22 protein-coding genes and 1 pseudogene are annotated in these 23,879 nt (G+C 57.5%); 4 read left to right on the top strand and 19 right to left on the bottom strand.

Annotated elements, in window-relative coordinates; genetic code table 11:
• Positions 1-17: 17 nt before the first annotated feature.
• From ACTJK4_RS23115 to ACTJK4_RS23025, 19 genes and pseudogenes are all read right to left on the bottom strand, one after another.
• The gene (locus ACTJK4_RS23115) at positions 18-1,403 is read right to left on the bottom strand and encodes a FliI/YscN family ATPase (protein ID WP_433868170.1); all 1,386 of its coding nucleotides are present in this window, start codon (positions 1,401-1,403) and stop codon (positions 18-20) included.
• The gene (locus ACTJK4_RS23110; protein ID WP_433868171.1) at positions 1,400-2,206 is read right to left on the bottom strand and encodes a FliH/SctL family protein; all 807 of its coding nucleotides are present in this window, start codon (positions 2,204-2,206) and stop codon (positions 1,400-1,402) included. The genes ACTJK4_RS23115 and ACTJK4_RS23110 overlap by 4 nt, the downstream gene beginning before the upstream one ends.
• Positions 2,206-2,907: a hypothetical protein gene (locus ACTJK4_RS23105; RefSeq protein WP_433868172.1), complete on the bottom strand. Its 702-nt coding sequence runs from the start codon at positions 2,905-2,907 to the stop codon at positions 2,206-2,208. Before ACTJK4_RS23105 ends, ACTJK4_RS23110 begins: the two co-directional genes overlap by 1 nt.
• Positions 2,904-4,457: a flagellar basal-body MS-ring/collar protein FliF gene (fliF, locus tag ACTJK4_RS23100; RefSeq protein WP_433868173.1), complete on the bottom strand. Its 1,554-nt coding sequence runs from the start codon at positions 4,455-4,457 to the stop codon at positions 2,904-2,906. The genes ACTJK4_RS23105 and fliF overlap by 4 nt, the downstream gene beginning before the upstream one ends.
• Positions 4,458-4,474: 17 nt before the next feature.
• Positions 4,475-4,792 carry a flagellar hook-basal body complex protein FliE gene (fliE, locus tag ACTJK4_RS23095; RefSeq protein WP_433868174.1) on the bottom strand — a complete coding sequence of 106 codons (318 nt, stop codon included), beginning with the start codon at positions 4,790-4,792 and terminating at the stop codon, positions 4,475-4,477.
• Entirely contained in the window at positions 4,789-5,262 is a 474-nt protein-coding gene (flgC, locus tag ACTJK4_RS23090; RefSeq protein WP_433868175.1) for a flagellar basal body rod protein FlgC, read from the bottom strand. Before flgC ends, fliE begins: the two co-directional genes overlap by 4 nt.
• An 11-nt stretch (positions 5,263-5,273) precedes the next feature.
• Positions 5,274-5,660, bottom strand: a complete 387-nt coding sequence (locus ACTJK4_RS23085; RefSeq protein WP_433868176.1) for a flagellar basal body rod protein FlgB — start codon at positions 5,658-5,660, stop codon at positions 5,274-5,276.
• Positions 5,661-5,684: 24 nt separating this feature from the next.
• Entirely contained in the window at positions 5,685-6,824 is a 1,140-nt protein-coding gene (locus tag ACTJK4_RS23080) for a flagellar basal body P-ring protein FlgI (RefSeq protein WP_433868177.1), read from the bottom strand.
• Positions 6,824-7,414, bottom strand: coding sequence for a flagellar basal body L-ring protein FlgH (locus tag ACTJK4_RS23075; RefSeq protein ID WP_433868178.1), 591 nt, complete (start codon positions 7,412-7,414; stop codon positions 6,824-6,826). Before ACTJK4_RS23075 ends, ACTJK4_RS23080 begins: the two co-directional genes overlap by 1 nt.
• Positions 7,411-8,439, bottom strand: coding sequence for a flagella basal body P-ring formation protein FlgA (locus ACTJK4_RS23070; RefSeq protein WP_433868179.1), 1,029 nt, complete (start codon positions 8,437-8,439; stop codon positions 7,411-7,413). The genes ACTJK4_RS23075 and ACTJK4_RS23070 overlap by 4 nt, the downstream gene beginning before the upstream one ends.
• 48 nt (positions 8,440-8,487) lie before the next feature.
• On the bottom strand, positions 8,488-9,279 hold the full coding sequence (gene flgG, locus ACTJK4_RS23065; RefSeq protein WP_433868180.1) for a flagellar basal-body rod protein FlgG: 792 nt from the start codon (positions 9,277-9,279) through the stop codon (positions 8,488-8,490).
• Positions 9,280-9,323: 44 nt separating this feature from the next.
• Positions 9,324-10,088 (bottom strand): flagellar hook-basal body protein, encoded by a 765-nt coding sequence (locus ACTJK4_RS23060; protein WP_433868181.1) that lies wholly within the window; start codon positions 10,086-10,088, stop codon positions 9,324-9,326.
• 46 nt (positions 10,089-10,134) lie between these two features.
• Positions 10,135-12,216, bottom strand: coding sequence for a flagellar biosynthesis protein FlhA (flhA, locus tag ACTJK4_RS23055; protein WP_433868182.1), 2,082 nt, complete (start codon positions 12,214-12,216; stop codon positions 10,135-10,137).
• Positions 12,213-13,307 carry an EscU/YscU/HrcU family type III secretion system export apparatus switch protein gene (locus ACTJK4_RS23050; RefSeq protein WP_440819082.1) on the bottom strand — a complete coding sequence of 365 codons (1,095 nt, stop codon included), beginning with the start codon at positions 13,305-13,307 and terminating at the stop codon, positions 12,213-12,215. The genes flhA and ACTJK4_RS23050 overlap by 4 nt, the downstream gene beginning before the upstream one ends.
• On the bottom strand, positions 13,304-14,140 hold the full coding sequence (locus ACTJK4_RS23045) for a flagellar biosynthetic protein FliR (protein WP_433868184.1): 837 nt from the start codon (positions 14,138-14,140) through the stop codon (positions 13,304-13,306). The genes ACTJK4_RS23050 and ACTJK4_RS23045 overlap by 4 nt, the downstream gene beginning before the upstream one ends.
• Positions 14,141-14,147: 7 nt before the next feature.
• Positions 14,148-14,390 (bottom strand): flagellar biosynthetic protein FliQ, encoded by a 243-nt coding sequence (locus ACTJK4_RS23040; protein ID WP_440819080.1) that lies wholly within the window; start codon positions 14,388-14,390, stop codon positions 14,148-14,150.
• Between the two features lie 605 nt (positions 14,391-14,995).
• Positions 14,996-16,183, bottom strand: coding sequence for a glycosyltransferase (locus tag ACTJK4_RS23035; protein ID WP_433868186.1), 1,188 nt, complete (start codon positions 16,181-16,183; stop codon positions 14,996-14,998).
• A 438-nt stretch (positions 16,184-16,621) separates the two neighbouring features.
• Positions 16,622-16,912 (bottom strand): annotated as a pseudogene (locus tag ACTJK4_RS23030) (H-NS histone family protein).
• 119 nt (positions 16,913-17,031) lie between these two features.
• Positions 17,032-18,204, bottom strand: a complete 1,173-nt coding sequence (locus ACTJK4_RS23025) for a TniQ family protein (RefSeq protein WP_440819078.1) — start codon at positions 18,202-18,204, stop codon at positions 17,032-17,034.
• A gap of 294 nt (positions 18,205-18,498) precedes the next feature.
• On the opposite strand from ACTJK4_RS23025, the gene ACTJK4_RS23020 reads away from it, so the two are divergent.
• The 4 genes from ACTJK4_RS23020 to ACTJK4_RS23005 all read left to right on the top strand — a co-directional run bounded on the left by ACTJK4_RS23020 (position 18,499) and on the right by ACTJK4_RS23005 (position 23,473).
• Entirely contained in the window at positions 18,499-18,762 is a 264-nt protein-coding gene (locus ACTJK4_RS23020; RefSeq protein WP_440819077.1) for a DNA-binding protein, read from the top strand.
• Between the two features lie 318 nt (positions 18,763-19,080).
• Positions 19,081-20,103, top strand: a complete 1,023-nt coding sequence (locus ACTJK4_RS23015; protein ID WP_440819075.1) for a hypothetical protein — start codon at positions 19,081-19,083, stop codon at positions 20,101-20,103.
• The gene (locus ACTJK4_RS23010; RefSeq protein ID WP_440819074.1) at positions 20,100-22,121 is read left to right on the top strand and encodes a hypothetical protein; all 2,022 of its coding nucleotides are present in this window, start codon (positions 20,100-20,102) and stop codon (positions 22,119-22,121) included. The genes ACTJK4_RS23015 and ACTJK4_RS23010 overlap by 4 nt, the downstream gene beginning before the upstream one ends.
• Entirely contained in the window at positions 22,118-23,473 is a 1,356-nt protein-coding gene (locus ACTJK4_RS23005; RefSeq protein WP_440819073.1) for a hypothetical protein, read from the top strand. The genes ACTJK4_RS23010 and ACTJK4_RS23005 overlap by 4 nt, the downstream gene beginning before the upstream one ends.
• Positions 23,474-23,879: the final 406 nt, after the last annotated feature.

The following is a 23,879-nucleotide window of genomic DNA, read 5'->3' as shown; positions in this document are numbered from 1 at the left end:
GCCGCGGGCATATAGCGTTATCCACGCGATGCATAGGCCCCTCCGTCATGCGACACCGCTGCCGCCAGTTGCTGCATGGCCTCGTCCCGGCGCGCCCCACCTTCGGCCTGAGTCAGCCAGGTTTTGAGATAGGGAGCACACGCCAAGGCCCTGTCAAGCTCAGGATTCGTACCGCGTTCGTAGGCGCCCAGCTCCACCATCTGGCGGTTTCTCTCCAGCATGGCCAAGATCTGAATGGCTCGAGCGCCCAGCGCTCGCTCCTCCGACTTCGAAAGATCAGGAAGCAAACGGCTCGCACTCTTCAACACATCGATGGCGGGATACTGACCTTGGTGCGCGATCTGCCTAGACAGCACGACGTGGCCGTCGAGAATGGCTCGTAGTGCATCGGAGATCGGCTCGTTCAGATCATCACCTTCCACTAGAACTGTCAGGAGCGCGGTGATTGCCCCACCCGAGGAGGCCGTTCCGCAACGCTCACACAGCTCAGGCAGCTCTGCAAACACCGACGGCGTATAGCCGCGTGCCGTGGGTGGCTCACCCGCCGCGAGCCCGATCTCGCGCCGAGCCATTGCAAAGCGCGTAATCGAATCCATCGTCAGCACAACCTGCTTGCCAAGGTCGCGAAAGTATTCAGCAACCGTCAGGGCGGCATACACCGCCCGCACTCTCGCCAGCGCGGGCTGATCTGCCGTAGCCACTATGACCACCGAGCGCTTGAGACCTTCGGCTCCAAGCTGCTTGTCGATAAACTCCTTCACTTCACGACCACGCTCGCCGATCAATGCAATCACGTTGACGTCCGCATCCACGTGACGGGCAATCATGCCAAGCAAGGTACTTTTGCCCACGCCACTGCCTGCAAAGATGCCGATGCGTTGCCCCCGCCCCAAGGTGAGCAATGCATCGATGCTGCGCACGCCTGTCTCAAGAATGGTGCCTATCCGGGGACGCTGCATTGGATTGATGGGCGCTGCCTTGAGCTTTCTCGCTTCAGGCAATACCGGCGTGGCCAAGCCATCCAACGGAACTCCGAAGGCATCAATCACCCGTCCAAGCAATGCGTCGCCTACCCGAAATTCGGCACGGCTGCCAAGTGCGATCACTTCGTTGCCTGCAGCAAGCCCTTGCACACTGCCAAACGGCATCAGGATGACCTGATCACCTTCGATGCCCACCACTTCGGCGAGCACTTGCTCTGCGTTCATGCGCGCCTTCGAAGCAGCACGAATAGCCGAGGCTGGGCTTCCGGAAGGAAAAATCGCGCAAAGTTCACCAACCTGGGCATTAGGGCCCTGTGCAACTATGGCTAGCCCTGACAACCGCGCAACGGTGCCGATGCGGCGCGTCAATTCCGCATCACGCAATTCAGAACGCAATTGCCGAAGGCTGCGCTGCATCATGCGGATCCCTCCGACGAAGTAGCGACATCCCGAGACAGAATCTCACGCACAGACTCAAGCTGCGCTTCCAGCCTCGCGTCCAAGCTCCCTTGCGGGGATTGCAGAATGCACCCACCCAGCTCGACACGATCATCAGCAATCCAGTCAACAGGAACACCCTGCTGAGCGCTTCGGCGCACGATCCACGTATTCAGTTCGGCATCGCTGCGCAAACGCTCCAAGTCAGCAGGATGTACATGCACCGCGACAAGCCGCGTACTTGTCCGACGCACATTGTTCTGGATCATGTCCTGTACGACTTTCGGATCTGCAGCCCTGTCGCCAATCACTCGACAAATCACCTCAAAACACAAGGCCACCATCTCATCTTCCGACTCGTCCAAGCGTTGCAGGATGGCTTCTGGCATAGCGGACAACAGTCGATCGAGTTGTTCCAGGCGACCCTCCACCGCCTGCGCGGCCGTCAATTGTGCTTCGGCTAAGCCATCGACGCGCCCTTCCTTCAGACCTTGCTGATAACCCTCTTCCCGCCCACTCTGGAATCCCGCCCGGTACCCCTCTTCGCGCCCGTGCGCGGTCCCGTCACGCTGACCTGTCAGCCAGCCGGTTTCGTAGTCCTGGGCTGTGGCCTCAATTAATCTTTCAGACGCCACCGCATTCGTATGGATCGCGGTACGACGTCTTGTCAGCAGGCGCGGCACTTCCTGTACCGGAATATCGCGCAACACCGCCGCTCCCATATGGTCAGCGTCCTCACGGGGGGCGGCATCCTGCCCGCTGTGCCCGAGATGCGTAGCGCTCATTAGCGGGCTCCCAGTCGGCTCAACCATGCCGACCACCATGTGCGACGCGAAGCGACGGCGCCGCTATGCCGGAGACCCGACCCAAGCGCAGCTGGAGATTGCACCCTCTGTTGCAGTAACATCCACTGCTCGCTCTCCAGAAATGCTTCCAACCGCGCGCACAATTGCTTTAGCAAGCTGGCACGCAGAGCCGTTGCTGAGTGAACGCCTGCAAGGTCTTTCTTCAAATCCGCCAACGCGATTTCGACCCGGCCGCGGACGGATGGCCCGAGATGCGCCATCACCGCTGCACGCCACGGCCAGTCTGCAATCAGGAACAACGTCGCAATGACCCGAGGCGGTTCAGAGCGCAGCACCTCGGCCAAAGCGGTTGGAGCACCGGAGCGAAGCCGCGCAATCTGGTCCGCATTGGCGTCGGAAGTTCGATCCTGTCCACGCCCGACAGCAGAAGACGAAAGTTGGCTCGAGTCAGCGACCAAGAAGGGCATTGCACCAAGCGTGCGTTCAACGATTGCCGGGTCTGCGGGAATCCCCATCTCCTGCAACTCGGCCAGCATGGGGCGCAATCTCGCTCGATCACTCGGTTCCAGCTTTTGCAGCACCCATTCCCGATCGGGGGTAGCCAGCGCGTGCAGTAGCAACGCAGCGCTTCTGGCTGACATATCGGTTTCTGGTGTAGCGAGCGCGTTGAATATGCTCACGTCGCACCCCGTCCGCCATCGCGCGCAGCATCGCCACGCATCCATGTTTCTACCTGTGCGAGTGCCGCATCACGTTGCGCTACTGTTAGCCCTCTGGCCGCACCCAGACCATTCGCACGCAAGGTGGATTGACTCCGGAGGCGGGACAACAGCACGCCTAGACCTGCACCTACTGCCAGCACCAGCAGCGCTCCGCCCGCCAACAGACGATCCGACGAGAGTCCATTGAGCCAGGCCGCGTTATCTCGCTCACGGCCATCGCCATGCTCTTTCATGGCAGGGAACGAGTCGGCTTGCGCAATGGCATTCGCTGAAGTACCAATAGCACTTTCGGTGACCAAGGCATTCAGAGGCTGGACCACCACGCTATCACCTCGTTCGAACGAAGCGCCGACCGCAGCTGCAACCAACCGGCGCAGTCGTTCCTGCTGGTCAGCATCAAGCGGTGTGCGCACCATTGCAACCACCTGAATGCGGCGCACCGAACCCGGTTGGCTGACCACCTGCTCTACACGACGGCCAACCGCATAGTCGGTTTCACGCTGTGAGCTGCCGCCACGCGCGCCGCCGCTCGCATCGGCGACACGTGTATCAAGAGGGGCGCCGGTATCCCGCACGCTCTCACGCTCACGCGTCATCACGCCGCTAGGTGTTTGACCTGTTCGACTCGCTGCGGGGACAACGTCTTCCGTTGTGGTCTGGATGCGATCCATGTCCAGCGTGACATCGACGCTGGCAATCGACTGTCCAGGGCCGAAACTGCGTTCGAGCACATCGGCGACTTTGCGCTGCAGGTAGTTTTCCGTTTCTTTCTTCAGGTCGAGCCTGCCTGATGCGGCGTCGATCTCGCCTTCCGCTCCAGACGCGCGCGTCAGAGCTACACCATGCTGGTCAACGATCGTCACGTCCTGCGTGGCAATGCCAGGCACAGATGCGGATACCAGGCGCTGGATACCGGTAATCTGCTCCGGTCGCAACACTTGACCCTGCTTCAGGGTTAGCGTCACTGCAGCTTTTGCTCGATTGCTCGCCTGCTTGAAAAGCCCCTGCTCAGGCAACGCGAGGTGCACTCTAACGTCATGGATTTCGGACAGCGACAGAATGGTGCGCGTCAACTCCCCTTGCAGCGCGCGCTGGTAGTTGATCTTTTGGGCAAATTCGGTCATCCCGAAGTCGCTGTTGTTGAACAACTCCAACCCGACTGCTCCATGGAGCGGCAAATCCTTGCCCATCAGCTTGATGCGCGTTTTGTAGACCTGGTCCTGCGCCACCAGGATCGACGTGCCTTGATCACCTAGTTGGTAAGGCACCTTGAGCCGATCAAGCTCCGCCACCATCGCCGTCGCATCCTGCGGTGTCAGATCCGAAAACAAGACTTGATAGTCCGTATGTAGTGCCCAATAGCTGAACACTCCCATGGCAACAGCAATGCAGAGCGCACCCCCGATTAAGCCAGCGCGAGCCAACGTGTTCAGCCCTTTCCAAACATCTCGAATCACCAGACACTCCCCCAACATTGCGCCGGTGAGTTCCGGCTCTGCGTCAACCACATGACTTTCCCCCTTCCCTACACCTGCATCTTCATGACGTCTTGATACGCTTCCAGCAAGCGATTACGGACCTGGAGAAGCAACTGAAACGAGAGCCGACTCTCTTCAAGTCGGATCATGACCTGATGCAAGTTCTCGACGTTTCCTGTCGCCAGCTGCTGCAAGTCTTTCTGGGACACCAGCAACTGTTGATTGACACCCGCTAGCCCGTGACTAACCAAGTCGCCAAAACCCGTCCCTACCGCAGGAACCATCGCCACCGGGCTCGGTTGGAGGTCTGCAACAGCCTCTCCGTTTCCGGCCTGTGCGATGGCCTGAATCGCGTCTGTCATCATGACCCACCTCCAATATCCAGCGCTTTCAATGACAGCGTGCGCGCTGTGTTCATTGCTACCACATTGGCCTCGTAGGCGCGCAATGCGCTCATCAGCGTGACCATCTCCGTGGCTGTGTCCACGCCTTGATAAGCGACGAAGCCCTTGTCATTGGCAAGTGGATGCCCTGGCTCGTACACCATTCTTGGCTGCGCACCAGTGGGCTCGGTTTGTACTACCGGGAGGCTTAGCGAAGAGAGATCGGGCGTATCCAACCCCTGTTCCACACGATCCGAGAAGCTGGCCCAACCTGCCTCTTGATTTGCACCGATTGGCATCGCGCGCGCGACAACACGCAGCGGCTGGTAGTTCGCTCCTTCTGTTGCCAAAACAGTATTGGCATTCGCCAAATTCAGTGATGCCACATCAACGCGGGTACGCTCGACAGCCATCCCCGCGGCACTGATTGCAAAGGCACGTGCGTAGTCCATCGCGGTACTCCTTACTTTTTGCCGTCGCTCACGGCGCTCGACAAGATGGCGTAATGTTTCGAGAGCCCCTTCACCAGCGCTTGGTACTGCACAGCGTTCTGCGCGAGATTGGCAACCTCGACATCCAGCAGGATCTTGGCGGGAACGCCGGCCATGTCGGTTAGAGGCTGTAAGCGTGGCTGCATGGCATCGAGCGCAACGGCATCCAATTGGCCTCTGGCGCCATCAAGCACCCGTTGCATGTCAGTCATGCGTGCATCGAAACTAACGCCCATGGGGATGTAACCAGCCGTTTCGCTGTTCGCGATGTTGGCGGCAATCGCTTGTTGGCGCAGGCTTGCTGCGTCCAGGGCCAGCCCCATCATCGTTGTAGTCACAGCCTCGATCCCTTCCGTCATACCGATCCCTCGTTGAATACTGCTCTACTGCACAACCAACTCGGCGTGCAATGCACCTGCTGCCTTGATTGCTCGGAGAATAGAAATGATGTCGCGTGTGTTGGTATGCAGCTTGGCGAGCGTCTGCACCAAATCGGCGACGGTGTTGCTTCCCGGCGGGACAAAGCCGGGACCATTCTGTTCAGTCGCCTCCATACGGGTATTCGTCACGATGGCCGTCCGCACGCCAGGCCCCGGGAAAATCACGTCGCTCGGTTGTGAGGCGGTGTTCTGGGTAGCGATCGAAATCTTCAGATCACCATGCGATACGGCAACCTTCGAAATCTGGACATCGCCTCCGGACACCACCGTTCCGGTGCGCTCGTTGATAACGACCTTGGCCCGACGATCCGGCTCTACAGTGACGTTCTCCAACTTGGCGACAAAGCTAACGAGTTGGTCTCGCTGGCCGTCCGGCACGCGAATCTCGATACCGGACGCATCCCGAGCCCTGGCGATGCCGCCACCGACCTGTCCATTAATTGCTGATGCGATGCGATTGGCGGTTGTGTAATCGGGATCGGAAAGAACGAAGGTGACGGTCTGACTCGCACTCAGCATTTCAGCGTGGACGCCTACCTCAACCGTCGCACCATTTGGCAACGAACCCACCGTGGGATGGTTTTTCTGCAAAACGTTGCCGTTTGCATCGTAGCGGTACCCCCCAACCGACAAGGGTCCCTGCGCAAGCGCATAGACGCGCCCATTCGGGCCTTTGAGCGGCGTCAACAGCAAGCTTCCGCCTACAAGGCTGCGGGCATCTCCGGCCGACGATACCGTCACGTCTAACGTATCCCCTTCGCGTGCGAATGGCGGCAGCGAAGCAGATACCATCACCACCGCCACGTTGCGGCTCTGCACCTGCTCCGGAGGCACCGTCAGATTGAACTGCGAATACACATTGGACAACGCCTGACGGGTCGTACGATTCGTCGGCGAATCGCCTGTGCCTGCCAAGCCGCTCACGATGCCGTACCCCGCCAACGCGTTGTCGCGCCAGCCCTGGATCTTCCCTAGATCTTTGATACGCGTGCTCTCGGCCCACACGGGATCCGCCGGCGCCATAGAACCCAGCAGTACCGAGGCGCACACGGCGAAATTAACGATGCAATGACCGATATGCATCACAGCCCCAGCAGATCAAGCAGTTTTCGCCACCAGGCGCGTCGCTGGCGATCGGACAACTCACCATCTCCAACATAGTTGATGTGTGCTTCAGCAAGTCGCGTCGACAGCACGACGTTGCCGTCCGAAATGTCCTGTGGCCGCACGCGACCTTCAAGTGAGACCTTGTGCTGCTCGTCATTGACCGTCAGCAATTGCTCGCCCGCGACGCGAAGGTCTCCAGTAGGCAACACCTCTTTCACCGCCACGGTGATTGTTGCGAGCAGCTTGTTGGTACGCTGCGTCGTGCCACCGCCGTCAAAATCACCGGCGACATTCATTGCGCCGCCGATCTGTCGACCCGCCGGCAATGTGGTGATGCCTACGTTCAAGTTGTTTTTGCGTTGACTGGTCGTGTCTGTACTCGTCAACGCGCTCGAGTTCTCATAGACCTGAACGGTGATCACATCCCCGACCCGGAATGCCTTGTTGTCCGATGTCAGTTGTCGATACGTCCCTTCGTTGTACAGACTTTCTGCCACAGCAGCATGAAGGCACGTCGCAAGACCAACAGCACAAAGCGAATGCAAAACCAAGCGTCGGTAGTTCACTGTTTGACCTCCACCATCCGCTCCCCGACAACACGCGCCAGCATGGGCGACGTTGCATTCGGCAGCTTGACGTGTACCAGTTGCCCCGTCAGGCCGTCTTCCAGCACCTCGACACGGCTCTCCAGATTCACCGCGCCTGCGACGGCGTGCAGCGTGGCCCAATCTCCGCGGGCTACAGCCGGACGCGACTCCACACTGTCACGCGTCACAGTTTCCCCCGCAGCCATCGGGCGACGCAGGCGAAGGCTTGCCACCGCCTCTGGTTTCAGCGATGCGAGAATTGCCTTGGACGGCAGCGCAGTCAGGTCAACTTCCCTAGGTTGCATGTGCACCTGACCCAAAGGACTTCCGCTGGCCTCCGCCATATCCATAACGTAGCCCTGTTCATAGGCGCTGACTTCGAAGCTCACCGGCACCGTCCGAATGAAACAATCATCAACCCAGACATCAACCCACACCGACATGTGTCGAGCCAGCAACGCTGCATTGGGAATGGGGCGAACCTGCACCTTGACCTCCCCCGCAGGCACAATAAGGTCATGCGGAACACGGCTCAATTCGATGCTTGAGCGCGTGCTTCTGGCGAAGAGCCAGTCCTGCAAACTTGCCTTTGCTGCGGATACCAACTGTTCTCCGCTAAGTTCGTGGGTGGCGAGATAGATATCAACGGCCTCTGCACCACTCCATGTGATCGCTTGGGGATCGATACCAGTACGAGCACGAACCCAGCGTGCCAGTTGGGAGCGATCAAGATGGGCGGACTCGCCAGATCTCGCCAGGCGACCGAGCGGCAAACGCATCAATCTGCGCAGCGTGGTCAAGTCTCTCGAAGAAATCTGTGCAACATCGCCCATTACAACATCGGCGCGTTTGGCCTCCATGACAGTGGGCAACTCGATGCGAGCCACTGGGACGTCGCCGGGTTCAGCACCCAATGGAGCACGCTCGACCACAGGCAATGTGCGGGCGGCGACGTTCGCTAAAGGGCAGGCGGCCCCCGCCACTGCGACAGCGATTGCCAACATTGTCCGCGTGCGAAGAAGCAACATCGTCAACTGACCAGGCATCTACGCTTACTTGCGAAGGTTGTTAACCATGCCGAGAATCTCGTCCGAAGCCTGAACGACTTTGACGTTGGCCTCGTACGCGCGCTGCGCAACCATGAGACCGACCATCTCATCAGTCATCTTGACGTTCGAACCCTCAAGAAACCCTTGCGCAAAAGTACCCAAATTATCCTGGCCCGCCTTACCGACTACGGGCTCGCCGGATGTATCGGTTGGCCGATAGAGGTTGTCGCCCTGGGCGAGCAACATCCCGGGACTTGCGAAATGCGCGAGTTCCAACTGGCCTGCTTCGACGGGCGATGACTGATTCGGCACGGAGATTCGCACGTGACCATCCGCAGAAATGGTCAGGTCCTTCGCATTGGAGGGAATCGAAATGCCGGGTTTCACCACATAGCCTGCCTGCGTCACCAGCATGCCATCCGAATTGACTTTGAGCGTGCCTCCCCGAGTGAATGCACGGCTCCCGTCGGGCAACGCCACCTCCAGAAAACCATCTCCCTGGATGGCAACATCGAACGATGAGCCCGTCTGCTGTAGATTGCCGGTGTCGAACAATTTGGCAACGCTCGAAATACCCACTCCGGCGCCCAACCCGGGCAATGCCGACAAGGGGCCCAACGATGCATCGCTGGTAGGCTGAATGCGTCCTGCCTCTTGAGCCACCAGATCGGTAAAGCTCACCCTGCTCTTCTTGAAGCCTGTCGTATTCACGTTGGCCAGGTTATTGGCGATCGTGTCAACGCTCAGTTGCTGTGCCTGCATGCCGGTGGCACCGATGTAAAGCGCATCGAACATGTTCGTGGTCCCTGTGGAGTATCTGTTGGAAACGAGCCGCCTGTTCAGGACAGGTCGCCGAGCTTGCGGATTGCAGTGCCGATCATTTCGTCGTAGCCCTGCGTGATCTTTTGTACCGACTCGAAGTGCCGCATCGTTTGAATGAGCTGCATCATTTCCTGCATCGAACTGACATTGCCGTTCTCCAACGCGCCTTGGCGAATCTGTACATTGGCATCGTCCATAACAGTCATGCCAGCGCCGGAGGCCAATAGCCCTTCGCCCAGGCGCTGCAACGTTTTGGGGTTATCGAACTTGATCACTTTGATCTGCGCGATGGGCGTCCGCGGGTTGACGGCGGAGGGGCCCGTGGTGGCATTGGGTTCCGTCACGTTGCCCATCGCATCGATGACCGGCGTCTGGGTCGTGAGGAAGACTTCGCCGTTCTTTCCCATCACGGGATAGCCTTGCGCAGTCACCAAACGCCCCATCGCGTCCGTCCTAAAGTTTCCCTGTCGGGTATAGGCTGGACCAGAGGGCGTGGTCACCTCAAAGAACCCATCGCCAGCCAGGGCAACATCCATCGGTTCCCCAGTCAGCTTCACGGTGCCCGGGCGCATATCGCTCATGACCTGTACACCGCTCGCCGCTGTCGCATTTGTCCCAGCTTGTTCCACCACGGCATCGACAACACTGGAAAACGGCTGTATCGCGACCACCCCGCGCTTGTAGCCGGGTGTCGAAACGTTGGCGAGATTCAGTGCCACGCCATCAAGACGAGCCATGTCTTGATGCATGCTAGCCAGCGTGACGGCAAAGATTTCCTGCATGAGATGGATACCGTGGATCAGAATTCAGAATGAAAGATTGGGCGTCTCACACTGCAACGACGCCCCACGACTTCAGCTCGATGTTTTGCGGAATCTCCGACATCGACAGCACCCGAAGATGCGGCACCACGCGCTCGGACATCGCTCGAATATGACGACGCAGCTCAGGCGAGCACAGCAGAACAGGCAGCAAGTTGCTCTTCATCATTTTTTCGGCCTGTTGAACGAGGCGCCCAATAAACTGCTCAGCCAGCTTCGGATCCACGACAAACAAAGCCGATGGCGCCCCTTGCCCTGCAGTTTCCATGCCCCTCGCGGCTTGCATGCTTTGCAGGAACTGCCCTTCGATTTGCGGGTCGAGCGTCATCACATGCAAGGCACTCGCTTCACCCAGCAAACCTTGGCAGATCGCATGACCCAACCGACGCCGAACGGCTTCCGTCAAGAGATTCGCGTCCTTGGTGTTCCGTCCAGCATCGGCCAACGCCTCCAGAATCGCGTCGATGTTCCGAATCGAAACCTTTTCTCGCAGAAGGTTCTGAAGGACTTTCTGGATGTCGCTCAGGGAAAGCACTGTCGGAACGGTCTCTTCAACCAGCCCCGGCTGCGACTGTCGAACACGCGCCAGAAGCTTCTCAGTCTCGGCGCGGGTCAACAGCACGGCGGACTCTCGGCGAAGAACCTCGCTCAAGTGCGTCATGAAAACCGTGGGGGCATCCACCAAGGTAAATCGGGCTGCAACCGCGACCTGCCGCTGATGTTCCTCAATCCAAAGCGCAGGAAGCCCATAGGTTGGATCGCGCGTCACCTCGCCCGGAATCGCCCGCGTGTCGCCTGCGGGGTGAATCGCAAGAATTCGATCCTGTTTCGCCTCGCCTTTCGCGCAAACCACGCCGTCCAGCACGATCTCGTAGTGGTCCGGGCCAAGCCGCGCAGTGTCCCTAAAACGAACGCGTGGCAATACCATGCCCAGATCCTGCGCGTGCTGCTTTCGGAACGCAGCAATGCGCTCCATGAATAGGCTTCCGGGTTGATTGGCGATAGGCACCCAGTTGGCCCCGATATTGATTTCGATCGGGTCCACAGCGAGCAGCGCATATGGATCATCGTCCGCGCCAGTAGCTCTCTCGTCCGCCACACCGTCGGTACCGGTCTCTTCCACATCAGCCTGCCGAGCCGAACGGTAGATCAGGAAGGCAGCAAACGAAATGGCTACGAACAATAGCAACGTCGGTCCGGCCGGAATACCGGGCAGCAGCAGCAATCCAGCAAGCGCTGCTGCGACAAGCAACAAGGTCTTCGGGTATGACGTCACCTGCCGCAGCACTTCCCGGCTCAGGTTTTCATCGGATGCCGAGCGTGTGACGATGATGCCGGTGCCAACTGCAATCACAAGCGCCGGCACCTGTGTCACGATGCCGTCCCCGATGGTCAACAGTGTGTACGTCTGCAGCGCCTGGCTCCAAGCCATGCCGTGCTGCATGACACCAATGACAAGGCCACCGACGATATTGACCAGCAGGATCACGATGCCTGCTATCGCGTCCCCTTTGACAAACTTGCTGGCACCGTCCATCGCGCCGTAGAAGGCGGCTTCCTTCTCCAGATTCTTCCGCCGCCGTTGGGCTTCCGCTTGATCGATGAATCCCATATTAAGATCAGCATCGATACTCATCTGCTGGCCCGGCATGCTGTCGAGCGTGAAACGCGCCGCAACCTCAGACACACGCTGCGCCCCGCTGGTCACCACCACGTACTGCACGACGATCAGAATCAGGAACACAATCAACCCGATCACGTAGTTGCCGCCAACGACATAGGAGCCGATCGCTGCGATCACCTTGCCGGCATCTCCATCCGAGAGGATGAGCCGCGTCGCCGCCACGTTCAGCGACAGCCGGAACAACGTCGCAACCAGGAGCAGCGACGGGAACGTCGAGAACTCGACCGGCCTCGCCATGTAGAACGTCAGCAGAAGAATCAGGAACGCGAAGCTGAAATTCGAGAGGATTAGGAAGTCCAACAGCCCCGACGGAATCGGGGCAAACAACACGACGAGCACGCCGAGAATCAGCAACACCATGGCCATGTCGCTGTTGGCGCCAAAGAAACGTTTGAGTAGCGTCACATCGTGCCCCTGGCCACTGTCTTTTCGCGTGCACGACGCATGGCAAACACCCAAACGATGATGCGCGCCACATCGGCATACATTGCCGGCGGCACGGAGCGATCAACCTCCAGCGAGTGGAACAACGCCCGCGCCAATGCCCGGTTCTGGACAACAGGAATCTGGTGTTTAGCCGCAATCTTGCGCATCACCGCGGCCAGCGCACCGGCGCCTTTGGCAACCAGTTGCGGCGACTCCATCTCGCCGTGAACGTAGCGCAACGCAACTGCGACGTGGGTCGGATTGGTAATCAGCACGTCGGCATTACGAGTCTTGCTGACGGAACGGCTGCGCTTGAGCATTTCGTGGCGTAGCTTGCGCAACCGGCTGCGGATTCGCGGATCGCCCTCCCGATGCTTGAACTCGTCCTTGAGCTCCTTATGGCTCATGCGCATCTTCTTGCTGAACTCACGTCGGGTGTAGATAAGGTCCAGCAGTGCGATGAACACCAGCATGGCTGACATCTTCAGGCCAAGGGAAGCCAGATCATCCAGCAACGTGTGCACAAATCCGTTCGCCGGAAGGCTCGCCAAGTGATAAAACTGGGGTGCCAGACTCTTCAGTGAGAAATACGCGACCAAGCCCAGCAAGGCGAGCTTCAACAGCGCACGTGCGCCGTCGAACAACGTACGCAACGAAAACAGCCTCTTGAACCCTTGAACCGGATTCGCACGATCCCACTCAGGCTTGATCGGTTCAAACGACAGGATGGGGCCCGTTTGCAGCAAATTCCCAGCGACCGCCGCAAGCAACAGCGCCATGAAGAACGGGATACCAAGATCGAGGACAGCGCGAACCATTTGATCGATGAGATGCCACATGGCCGGCTCTGTCGCGTCCACATTGCCCGCGTACGCAAGAAGGGCCCGGTTGATTTGAAAAATACGGCGCCATGTATCCCAGCCTTGCGACGCAAGAAACACCATCGCAACCGTGAATGTCACCGCCGAGATAGCATCACGGCTCTTTGCAACCTGCCCCTTTTCCTTGGCCTTCTGCAACTTGTAGGGCGTTGCTGGTTGACTCTTATCCATGTCCTGATCAGCCATCATGCCTCCTCGCTGATCAGTTGCCGCGCGCTACGGAGCCCGACATGTTCTGCCGAGAAAATGGTGCCCCAGCTTTTGTAGATATCGTCGTAGACGCGCGTCATCATGTTGCCGATACCGGCAAACCATAACGATCCTGCAACCGCGCCCACAACAATCTTTACTGGAATGCCCATGGTGAGCATGTTCATCTGAGGCAAATTCTTGGCGACCACCCCAAGGGCCATTTCTGTCAGCAGAAGGCAGAACACAACGGGAGCAGCCAAAGAAAAGCTCAAACCTAGGAGCCCCACGACTTGCTTGGTAATCGGGGCAAGCGCCGCAGCAAGCGGCCATGGTTGCGCCAATGGGAATCGCTCCAGGCTGTACGCCAGACCGCGCAAGAGCGCGTGATGTCCGTTGACCAGGAAGAAGACCACCACAGCAGCTTGGTTGTAAGCCGTCGCGAAGATCGGCATGCGCGCGTTGGTCGCCGGATCCAGCACTTGCGACATCCCGAAGCCGATTTGGACGTCGAGGAGTTGCCCTGCCGTTGTGAATGCAGCGAACGCGAGCAGAATGCCCAAGGCCAGGGTCATTCCTAGCGCCAGTTCCGACAACGCGGCTTCCACCAGAGTACCGAGGTGGCCGGAAACGCCCTGGGCTGCATCTGCTCCGGGCAAGCTGAATGAGAGGGCGGTAGCGAGTGACAGCACCACCAGAACGCGCACAACCGTTGGAACGCCTGCGGCAGGCAGAATCGGCGTCGCCAAAAATGCTGCACTTAGCCGTAAGGACAGTAACAAAACTGTCTCAAGACGCTCGATATTGAATACAGGGAATACGGACGCAGTCACGGTCGGCTCAGATCATCGAAGGAATTCCAGACCAAAGATGCACAGAGAACTGAACAAACTTCCTCAGCATCCATGGCCCGAACACAATCAGACTGATCACAGCAGTGAGCAACTTCGGCACAAACGTCAATGAGTTCTCTTGTACCTGTGTCACGACTTGCAAAAGGCTAATGAAGAAACCGACTGCCATCGTCAAACCAAGCACAGGAGCGCAAACGATTACCCCGGTCCAGAGAAGATCGCTAAGCATTCGCAAAGCCATATCCGCGTGCATCGTGTGAAAATTCCCTATGCTTCGCTGCGTCAGAGCACTGACGGCACGCTGCCCTGCCTCTCCGCAAACCCATCACGAAACCTACGGCCCCACGCAAAACACGCGTGGCAGTATCGATTGCGAAAATCCGCTACAGATGAATTTGGCGAGGGAGTTTGCGAGGCAGATTCTTACCTAAATGAATGCGCACCCTGCCTATCCGGAGTGTTGCGACTGGATAGCCGCTTGCGGCACGAGCGCCAAGCATCCGCGTACTTGCTACGCGGACCTCTATTGGGCACCTGACTCATAGGAAACTCCCCCACTTCATGCTGGAGCGTTTGATTCCGGGAATCAACGCCCTTATCCCTGATTGGGGACGGATAGTAGAGAGCCCTCTCTGCAGTGAGAACCCCTCGTCGTAGGGTTCCTCGCGTGAAATTTCCTAATACCTGATCTTATTTATACTGAATTTGTGCCAGGCCTAAGAAATAAGAAAATTAAGCACTCACTGAATTCTTGCCGGCGGCGGTCCGACGGGGAAAGTAACACCCACACTGTGGAGACGGCCCCACAGACACCGCACACAACAACAAGCAGACCTAAGACGCCGCCGCCAGCAAGACCGCTTGACTGACTCGCTCCGCCGCATCACTTGGTGAGAAATTTTGATATTTGCTGGCAAACCTCTCAGCCGCACGCTTGAGGTCTGCACTCGAGAGCGCTGACCTCAAAATGTCACTCGCGCCCGTTGCCGTGCGAGGTGCGCGCCACAACATGCCCGCGCCAAGAGCCTCAATTCGTTCGGCCACCAACGCCTGCTCTATAACCTGCGGCACCATCAGCAACGGCACACCAGCCAGCAGCGCATCTGACATCGTTCCAGTGCCATAGACAACGGCCAAGCTGGCACTGCTTAGCATCGGGCTCAACGCAAGAGGCTGAGTGACGATCTCCAACGATGGAGAACGATATCGTTCAGCAATGTCTTTAGACGTGCCCGGCGCAACGCAAATCGCAGACACGTCCGCGTCGCGCAGTGCTCCGAGCATATGTTCAAAACCAGGTACGGACGGACGTAGATACGCGAATACCCGTGCACCACCAGCTTCGGGCCAAGCTTGGCGCCCTCCGCAACCCACGGACGAAAACATGCCGACATACTCGGCCTCCGAGCGAACACCGTAGTGATCCAATTCCGCAAACGTCGTGAAGAACGTAGGGACGCCTTCAAACAGGTCAAACACACGCGCGAACAGACGATGCCCGCGAGGACCGAGCATTTCGTTGAGCCTCTTAAGCACAAACGTATCTGCCGACCGCAATCGCTCCAGTGGAGTACCTTCCCATGGACGAATGCTGGGCAGAGGATCAACCTGCGGCGGCACCTCAAATCCAATGCACGTGACCACTGCCGGCAGCCCGACCACCCGCGCGGCGAGCAGCGCTGTAGGCGCATGGTTTATTACAGCGACATGTGAGCCATGTAGCTCAAAAAGAGCGGTCCAAGCCCGAACGCGACCGCCTAGGCTCGACGAATCTCCATAACCGGCAGCGATCAGTATTTCTGAATAGCTGGCCGGTGCCTCTCTCCTCGGCAACGACGGGGCCACTGGAGCTTGCACGAAGCTGAAGCCCCTCGTCTGCAGTAGCTGCTCCGCCACGCCAACATCTTTTACAGCAAATAGAACATCGTGTCCTTGCGCACGCAGCCGCTCAGCGACCGGAATGTCTCGTGCGAGGTGACCAAAATTCGCGCCGAGTTCCCAAGCGAAGAGTATGCGGCTCATGATTTCGATTGATATCCAACATTTTGATAAAGAGGAGCCTGCTCATCCAAATTGATGACAACTTTAGCAACTTAGCGTGAATCGCCCCACGAGGCGTTGTGAATGGCGTTGTTCAAGCTCTACGTTCTCTGAGATAGCACGGACCAATCGAACATCGCGCCGGAGGCTGTCAGAGAGGCGAAACGCTGCCTCCGCGGCCTACGGTCATTCGGGCGGCAGACTCACTATCGCTTCCACGCGCCATCAGCCTCAGATGGCATAGACATTCGAACCGGCCGCAATCCAGCGATCAATTTCGTCCTTTGATGCTCTCGATAAAAATGCGATGACTCTACATCGTCCTGGCTTAACAAGCCCACCAAGAGAAGGCAAGCCCACCCCTTTCAGCCACCTCATTGCCGTCGGCTCACTAACACCGAGCTCTGCCGCTACGAAATATCAAGCAATCAAAAACTTATCGCGATTCTTGACGATCCATGCCGGAGCACGGCCGCGCCCTGCCCAAGTAGCTCCGGTCTTCGGATCGCGATACTTTGGGGCGACGGACGTCTTCTCCGCAGAACCCCGGCCGCGTCATAATGCCAGGCCAAGATCCTCGGCCGTAAGCCCGTACTCTGCAACGGCTTGGCGAATCTGCTGGACGACAGTCTCGAACTCCTTAAAGCGAGCACTCTCAAGCTGCTCTACCAACTTTGCCTTCTGAGCCAACAATTCCTTATATGTCGCCATGTCTAAGCGGCTGTTAAGTTCGGATGTCTACTACACCGCGACGCTGCCGAGTGACCACTCGCAGCTACGAATCCACAGTTTGTGCCTCGATGCAGTCGCCATAGGCCATCTGCGACGGCTCAGAGGCAACGGAGGTCAGACCCGGCCGCAATCCAACGATTCACTTCAGTCGTTGATGCCTTCGATACGAAGGCAACCACGCGCTGCCTATCCACCTTTGGAACCTTCCCGATAGTCGGCAACCCAACCGCTCGAAGCTGACGGAACGCAGTCGACTGCGTGACACCGAGCATTTCGGCCACCCGCAATATCTTTCCCTCTGCAGCAAGGTACAAAGGAAGGAGCCGCTCGCGGCGCTCCGACAGGGGGCCATACTTTGAGCGAGGCCTTCGCACGCGATCATTTGATGTCGTATGGAAAGCATGAATGGCCTGTTCAGCAGACGAAAACGTTGCAGCGAGCGCCATCGCGTACACGATCCCCTCACAAAGTTGAGCGCGTGCAGCACCATTGACTGAGTGCACATTGCGCACGCTAGCCCTGCCGTATAGCCGCGGGTAGTGCGCCTCCAACCAACGGGCGGGAAACGCATCGCGAATGCAGTCTGCGAGCGTGGACCGATGACCTTTGATACCAACCTGGAAGCCCAGTACGGAAGCTCGATTCCCAAAACAGCGCCACGCGGCGAATCGAGACACTCGACGTCCGCCAGTCAGAAACGCATGCGTAATTCGAGCGTAGCGCACAATGATGGGCACTTCACGCAATGTGGCAAGCTCATCAGAGACTGGTCGAGCGCCGCCACACCATGTCCCTGGCTGCCAGTCAAATGCACCGGGACTCTTCACAGCAGCCAAAGCCTCGCCATGCATCTCGCATGCGTCAATGCCGGGAGCTTGATGGAATGCACGCCAATAGGAGTAGCCAAGCATCTCTTCATCTTCGGCAACACAGCGTGGACAGACGTACGCCGCGTCCTTCAATTGCATCCAGGCAGTCCGTTGCTTTGCTCGAGCTGGCGTCTCATAGTCCAGTACGTCTTCATCACCGTTGGCACCTATGCGCGCGAAAGGTAACAGTGAATGCAACTTCAAATAGGTCACCGGATCCAAGCCGGCAAACGGTGCGGTGAGCTGGTATGCAGCAACGGGATCTCGCCCCTTCTGACCATTGCGAGCCTTGCTATCCAAAACAGCAAGCAGTTCCTCGGCACTCTGAAATCCGTTGATCACACTGAGCCGTCCCGCATGGCCGCGAATGAACTCACCAGGCCTCGGGGCGACGCTCAACATTGAGCCCCCACACCCTCACGATCAGATAGCACCCTCAAAAAACAAAAAACATAAGATTTATACATACGTGTTATGTTTTAAATATTAGAATTAAAGAATAGTTGCCGAATATATAAAACAAATGATAGAATCATTTCGCATTCATTTCAACGAAAAAACCTTCTTACAAATTGTAAAGAATTCACCGGATGCGCGGCTGATGTGATCAGCCTCACCCACCAATTTTCGAATTGATGCTGCGCTACTGCGGAGCGTACCTATACTGAATCAAGCCATGTCGCATCGATCTTCATCATGAACGAGACATTCACTCGCAACGAAATTCGCGCTGCCTTTGATGCGGCCGGGCTTTCAGTGACGGACTGGGCGAAAGCCCACGACTTCCGGCGCCAGGATGTCTATGCCCTGCTCAGCGGACGCACCACCGGACGAAGAGGCGAAGCCCATCGAATTGCCGTCTGCCTGGGACTGAAATCCGGCGTGACCGGCGACACAGAGAAGCTATTGAATCGGCTGACGGACAACCGTCAGATGCGTGAGGACAGCAGCGCGCCATAACAAGCGCCTGGAAAGGAAGGAAAGGAAGGAAAGGAAGGAAAGGAGCGCAACATGCACGAGCCATAACGGCAAGCGCGCACGAAGCCTGGAATGTAGAAAGGGCCGACTATCTCGGCAAAGATAGCGGCCCTTGAATTGCAGTGTCGTTAGGACACGCTGTCATTCTGCGACGGCAAGAGCCACCTGTCAAGGCGGCTCTGGTGGCGCTCGCGCCAACACATCGCATCTGATGCTTCCAGAGCCCTGCACCGCTACTAAGCCAGCGGACGTACACCCTTTTTTTTGGGTGGCGATCGACTCACTTTGTTTGGAAGCACCATGACAGCCATCAGCTCACTCGGCGACGCGCGCGAGCCCGCCGCAAAACGACGCAACCCTCTCCCACACCTCGAAAGACTTGCTGCACGAACACCAAGTGGGTGGACCGACTCGTACGAATCGCCTGTCTCGGCATTCTCCAACGACGCCCCAAGCGTTTCACGTCGATCGTGCATTTACTCTGCCAAACTCGCGCGTGATATCCATCTACTATCTGCGCCAGAACAATCAGCCGCCATCCTGGCGCTGTATCACCCTGACCTGTTTGAGTTGCACGAGCAGCGTGTGCTCTCGCCGCAGCCAGATTTTCATCCGCTAGACGGCCACCCGGATACCCGTGAACGGGACCTCCCATCCTTTCGAGGCACGGTCGATGTGGCTGATCGGCTCGGTCAGCTTCGACTCCATCCAACAGTCACCATTCCTGATCCCGATGCCCCGGAGAGAGGAATGCGGGTACCAAAGCAACTTATGGGCGATCTATTGCTCTTCATGCGAGATGACAACGGCAGGTATTGCGTGAACTGGACGATCAAGAAAAACGAAGACGGATTCAAACGCGGGCTCGGCCTCAAGCGCAATCGAAAGCAGGAGGCTAACCGTCAACACCGCGCCGCGTTTCGCCACGATCTCGAGCGTGCTTACTATGAGGACGCAGGCATTCGCACCGTGCGAGTCACGCAGGAAGAGATCGACTTCAATGTTGCATGCAACTTGCGGCATTTGTTTGGTTATCACCAACGCTCTACGAATGTTTCGGCCGATGTACACCAGTCGATAGAGGCTCGGTTTCACGAAATCCTGGGTGGAACGGCGTCATCGCTGGAGGTGTCTCGCGAGCTAATGCAGAAATTTGGGTGCTCGCTCCATGATTGCCGGACGATCTTGTACCAAGCCATCTGGCACCGGCGCCTTCGCGTGGATTTGTTTAGTCCGATCGTTTTCGATTACCCGCTCAAGCAGGAGTCGCGAGATGTTCTGCAAGTCTATGCAGATTGGTTTGAGAACAGGAGTGCATCATGATGATCGGAACACAACTGTTGGCGCCCCACGGCTACAAGAGTCTAGCCGCAGACGCAACGTACTACTTCTTGAACAACTTTGCGGACAAGCCTTTCGTCAATCTCGCGTGGTTCTGGAAGGACAAGTGCAGTCAGCCCAATGGCGTAGTAATTCGCATCTCCCGTTCGCAGTTCGAAGAAGGTCTGCTTACGGGCAACATCGTTACCGCGCAACAGCCGAGAGAGACTCCCTTTTGGTTTGGTGACACAAGCTACGAAGATCTTTCTGCCGCCGATTCTTTTCGCCCGACATCAAAAAAGACATTGAGTGACCACGTAGACGCACGCTATCTAGCGATCGCTCCCGTTCTGGAGAAGGAGCGAGAAGTCCTTTCTTCGGATGACCCAAATCTGGCTATCAATCGGCTTGCTCGTGCCAGCGGTAAAAACGAAACACGTGTACGTGCTTGGTTTCTCGTATACCTCGCGTTCGGTCGCGAACGTTGGGCGTTGTGCCCAATTTTTTTCAACATAGGGGGCTACTCCAGAGCCGAAGCCAAGGTAAAGGTGGGCCGTCACCGGCTAAAACAAGGAAAAAAAAGCGGTTGGCGAGTTGATAAGAACATGGCAAGAATCATCGAGGAATCGTACGTTCGCTACCGCGGAGCGGGGGTGACGCTAACGTCGATCTATAGCCAAGCCATGCGTCACAGCTTCGGATGCAAAACGCGTACGGACACTCGCGGCTTCAAAGAATTCTTTCACCCAAATGGAAAGCCCTTCCCCAGTTACGGCCAGTATCGATACCATGTATTGAAAGAGTACAGTCATGATGACGTGCGTCGGTCGCTATATGGCGAGGTTCGTACGCGCAATAAGTTCAGAGCACCGGAGGGCCGCTACTCCAATGCCGTCGCCAACCTATTGGAACAAGTCGAGGCAGACGGGCGGTACACAAAAGACCATCCCACTTCGCCGTATTGCGGCACGCTTCTGCCAAAGTTGTGCGTTGTCGTAATTGTCGATATCGCCTCCAGTTGCACGGTAGGTGTGGGCTTCTCGTTGAACGCGGAAGTGTCAGATGCCTACAGAATGGCGCTGTTTTCCATGGCCATTCAAAAGCAGAGGTTCGCCGCATTGTTTGGGCTGTCCCTTTCGGATGATGACTGGCAGTGTGAGGGGCTCTCGCCATTTCTGACGGCGGACAACGGACCTGGCAAGAAGGTCCTAGCGAGCGGATACAACCTGACAGAAATCCCCATTCGGGGAAGCACGCCCTCGTCGTTTGGACAGTCCAAAGCGACTGTGGAGACCTCGAACCCTCGCAAGATTCGAACGGAAGGTACGCCGACCTATGTGCAAAGCGACCTCAATCCGGTGGAGATGGTCAAACGAGAGCTTCTCCGCGTCGTCAAGGACAACCATAAACGAGACGTCTCAGAAAAGCTGACGCCAGACATGATCGCCGCAGGCGTCGTTCCCTCGCCCGCCGGCATGTGGAAATTCTTATCCGAACGCGGGCGCACCGATGCGATCCCGATGACTTTCGAAAACGCGGTCCGAAAATTCCTGTCGAAGGCTACGTTCACTTTAATGAGCGATGGCGCCTATTTCCTACACAGGCGCTTCGACTCCGCCGCCCTTCGCGCCAGCGGGGTTCTCGATCAGGTCGCAACGGGGCAACGCATAGAAGTTCAAGGCTACATCTTGGACATGTGTGTCCGCGCCGCCTGGGTGGAGATCCACGGCAGAATCATTGAGGTAGAGGCCATACTTCCATTGCGCGACAGTCACCACCAACTCGCCATTTCGCTCAGCGAGCTACAGGCGCTCGCATCCGCCCGCGCCAACTTGCAGTCGGATATGCGCGAGCACCAGCACGCGGTTGAGTCCAACTACCAAGACCAGTTTGCTGAGCAAACCGGCAAGGATTGGCATGCTGGCAAAGAAAAAACCGGACGTGCGAAATGCCGTTCAAGAAAATCGAGGCAGGCCACTACGGAAGCTGCCTTGGGTACAGCCCACCGGAGCGCACGATGAATACCGTTCTCAGACAGACTCTAAGGGGCCGAATTGCGTCTTTACTCGATGATGCAGTCATCTCTGAAAAAACCCGTGTTCGCCCCGCTACAATCAAGATTCCGGCGGGAGAGTCCCCGGAAGTCACTGAGGCACGGCTGCGCAAGGCGCTCGAGAGCATTTTCATTCCCACGCGTCAAGTGCGTCGGATCATCAAGCAGATCATCGGTGCATCGCTTGGCTTCTCTGACACGCGTTATAACGACGGCATCAACTATCTACGCCACGTCTACGAGAAAAAGCCTCCCACGGGAGGTCCGACGTCCACTGCAATCTGTTTGACCGGCCTAGCTGGCGTGGGCAAGAGCGCCTTGGTGGGAGCCATCGAGCGCCTGATGCAGATCGACGAGCGCATCTTCATCGACCACGGTCACGATCCATTTCCTTCGAATCACTGCATTGGCGTAAGTTTTCGCGAGCACCGAACCATCGGGGCCGTACTCAGGAAGATCAGCTACCCTGATGGCGAAGCTGTACCCCCACGTACGCGAATGGACGTGCTTACCAAGCAGGTACGGTGGCGCGCATTTCGCGATTTTTCCATGCTAATGATCGCCGACGAATCTCAATTCATTACGCGTGGCAACGACGCCAATACAGCAGCCACCGACATCCTGCTGACCCTAATGGGAATCGATGTTCTGCTGGTGTACGTGGCGAACTATAGTTTGTGCCATAAGCTCAAGCGACGCCCGCAAGAGGATCGGCATCGCTTACTCAGCCGACCCATTGTCATGGAGCCGGAAGTCCCCGGCACGGAGGACTGGCGCGAGTACCTGGCGGAGTGCACGCGTGTCGCGGGACGCTGGCTACGCATATCGGTGGAGGGCGACGAGCGGACAATCTTCCAGATGACCTTTGGGATCAAGCGAATCGTTGTTCATCTAGTTTGCTTGGCCTATCGGCAAATGGTGGAGGATGGGCGCAAGACGGTCACGCTCGAGGATCTCCAAGCATCCTATCTGTCACTGGACAACATGCATCGGCGCGAAGTTGAAGAGCTACTTGCCCAAATGAATAGCGGTCGAAAGCCGAGCAAGGACCTCCTCTGCCCATTCGATTCAGACTCACCTCTGAGCCACGTGGCTGATCAAATGAAGTTGGAACGAGACGTCCAGATCGTGCACAACTACACGGAGCAATCCCTAAATGTCTTCGAGCGGAAAGCACTCGATACGCTGAATCGGAAGATCAGCGGCGCACCCCAAACACCGTCTGCTCCGAAATCGAGGCCACCAGTGCAACCACTTTCCGCTGCGGGCCTTTTAGCGGGTTACGCAAAGCTGCGCGAGTCAGCACAACAGCGAAGGTAGGGGGGACGATTCGCATGTACGCGACCGAGACAACGCCATAGCTGGGAACCTTCGGCATTGTCTCGATCGTGAGATGCAGCGAACACCAACAGGAGCGATCATGCGAAATACCCACGCATCCTCTCAGGACGATACATTCTGCTAGCCGCAAGATGGCGGAATTCGAAACAGCGGTGAGAATAGTTGGTGCATGCGTTGGAGCGAGTCAAGAAGCCACGAAGGGCTGCACCTCCTCCGCTGTCGGTAGCTACCGACATTGCCGATGGCAGCGGAGACCGATTGCTGGAACTCCCTAATGACCTCATGCATGCCCTAGGTTGGAGAATTGGCGACGCGTTGGAGATCACGCGGTCAAGCGCCGGCGAAATTCGGATACGTAAAATCGTGACAGCGTAGCGATCGAATC

Origin of the sequence: Ralstonia sp. 22111 (assembly GCF_052045895.1) — a bacterium.
In the GTDB taxonomy this organism is placed as follows: domain Bacteria; phylum Pseudomonadota; class Gammaproteobacteria; order Burkholderiales; family Burkholderiaceae; genus Ralstonia; species Ralstonia wenshanensis.
This window is presented reverse-complemented; position numbering and strand designations above follow the sequence as displayed.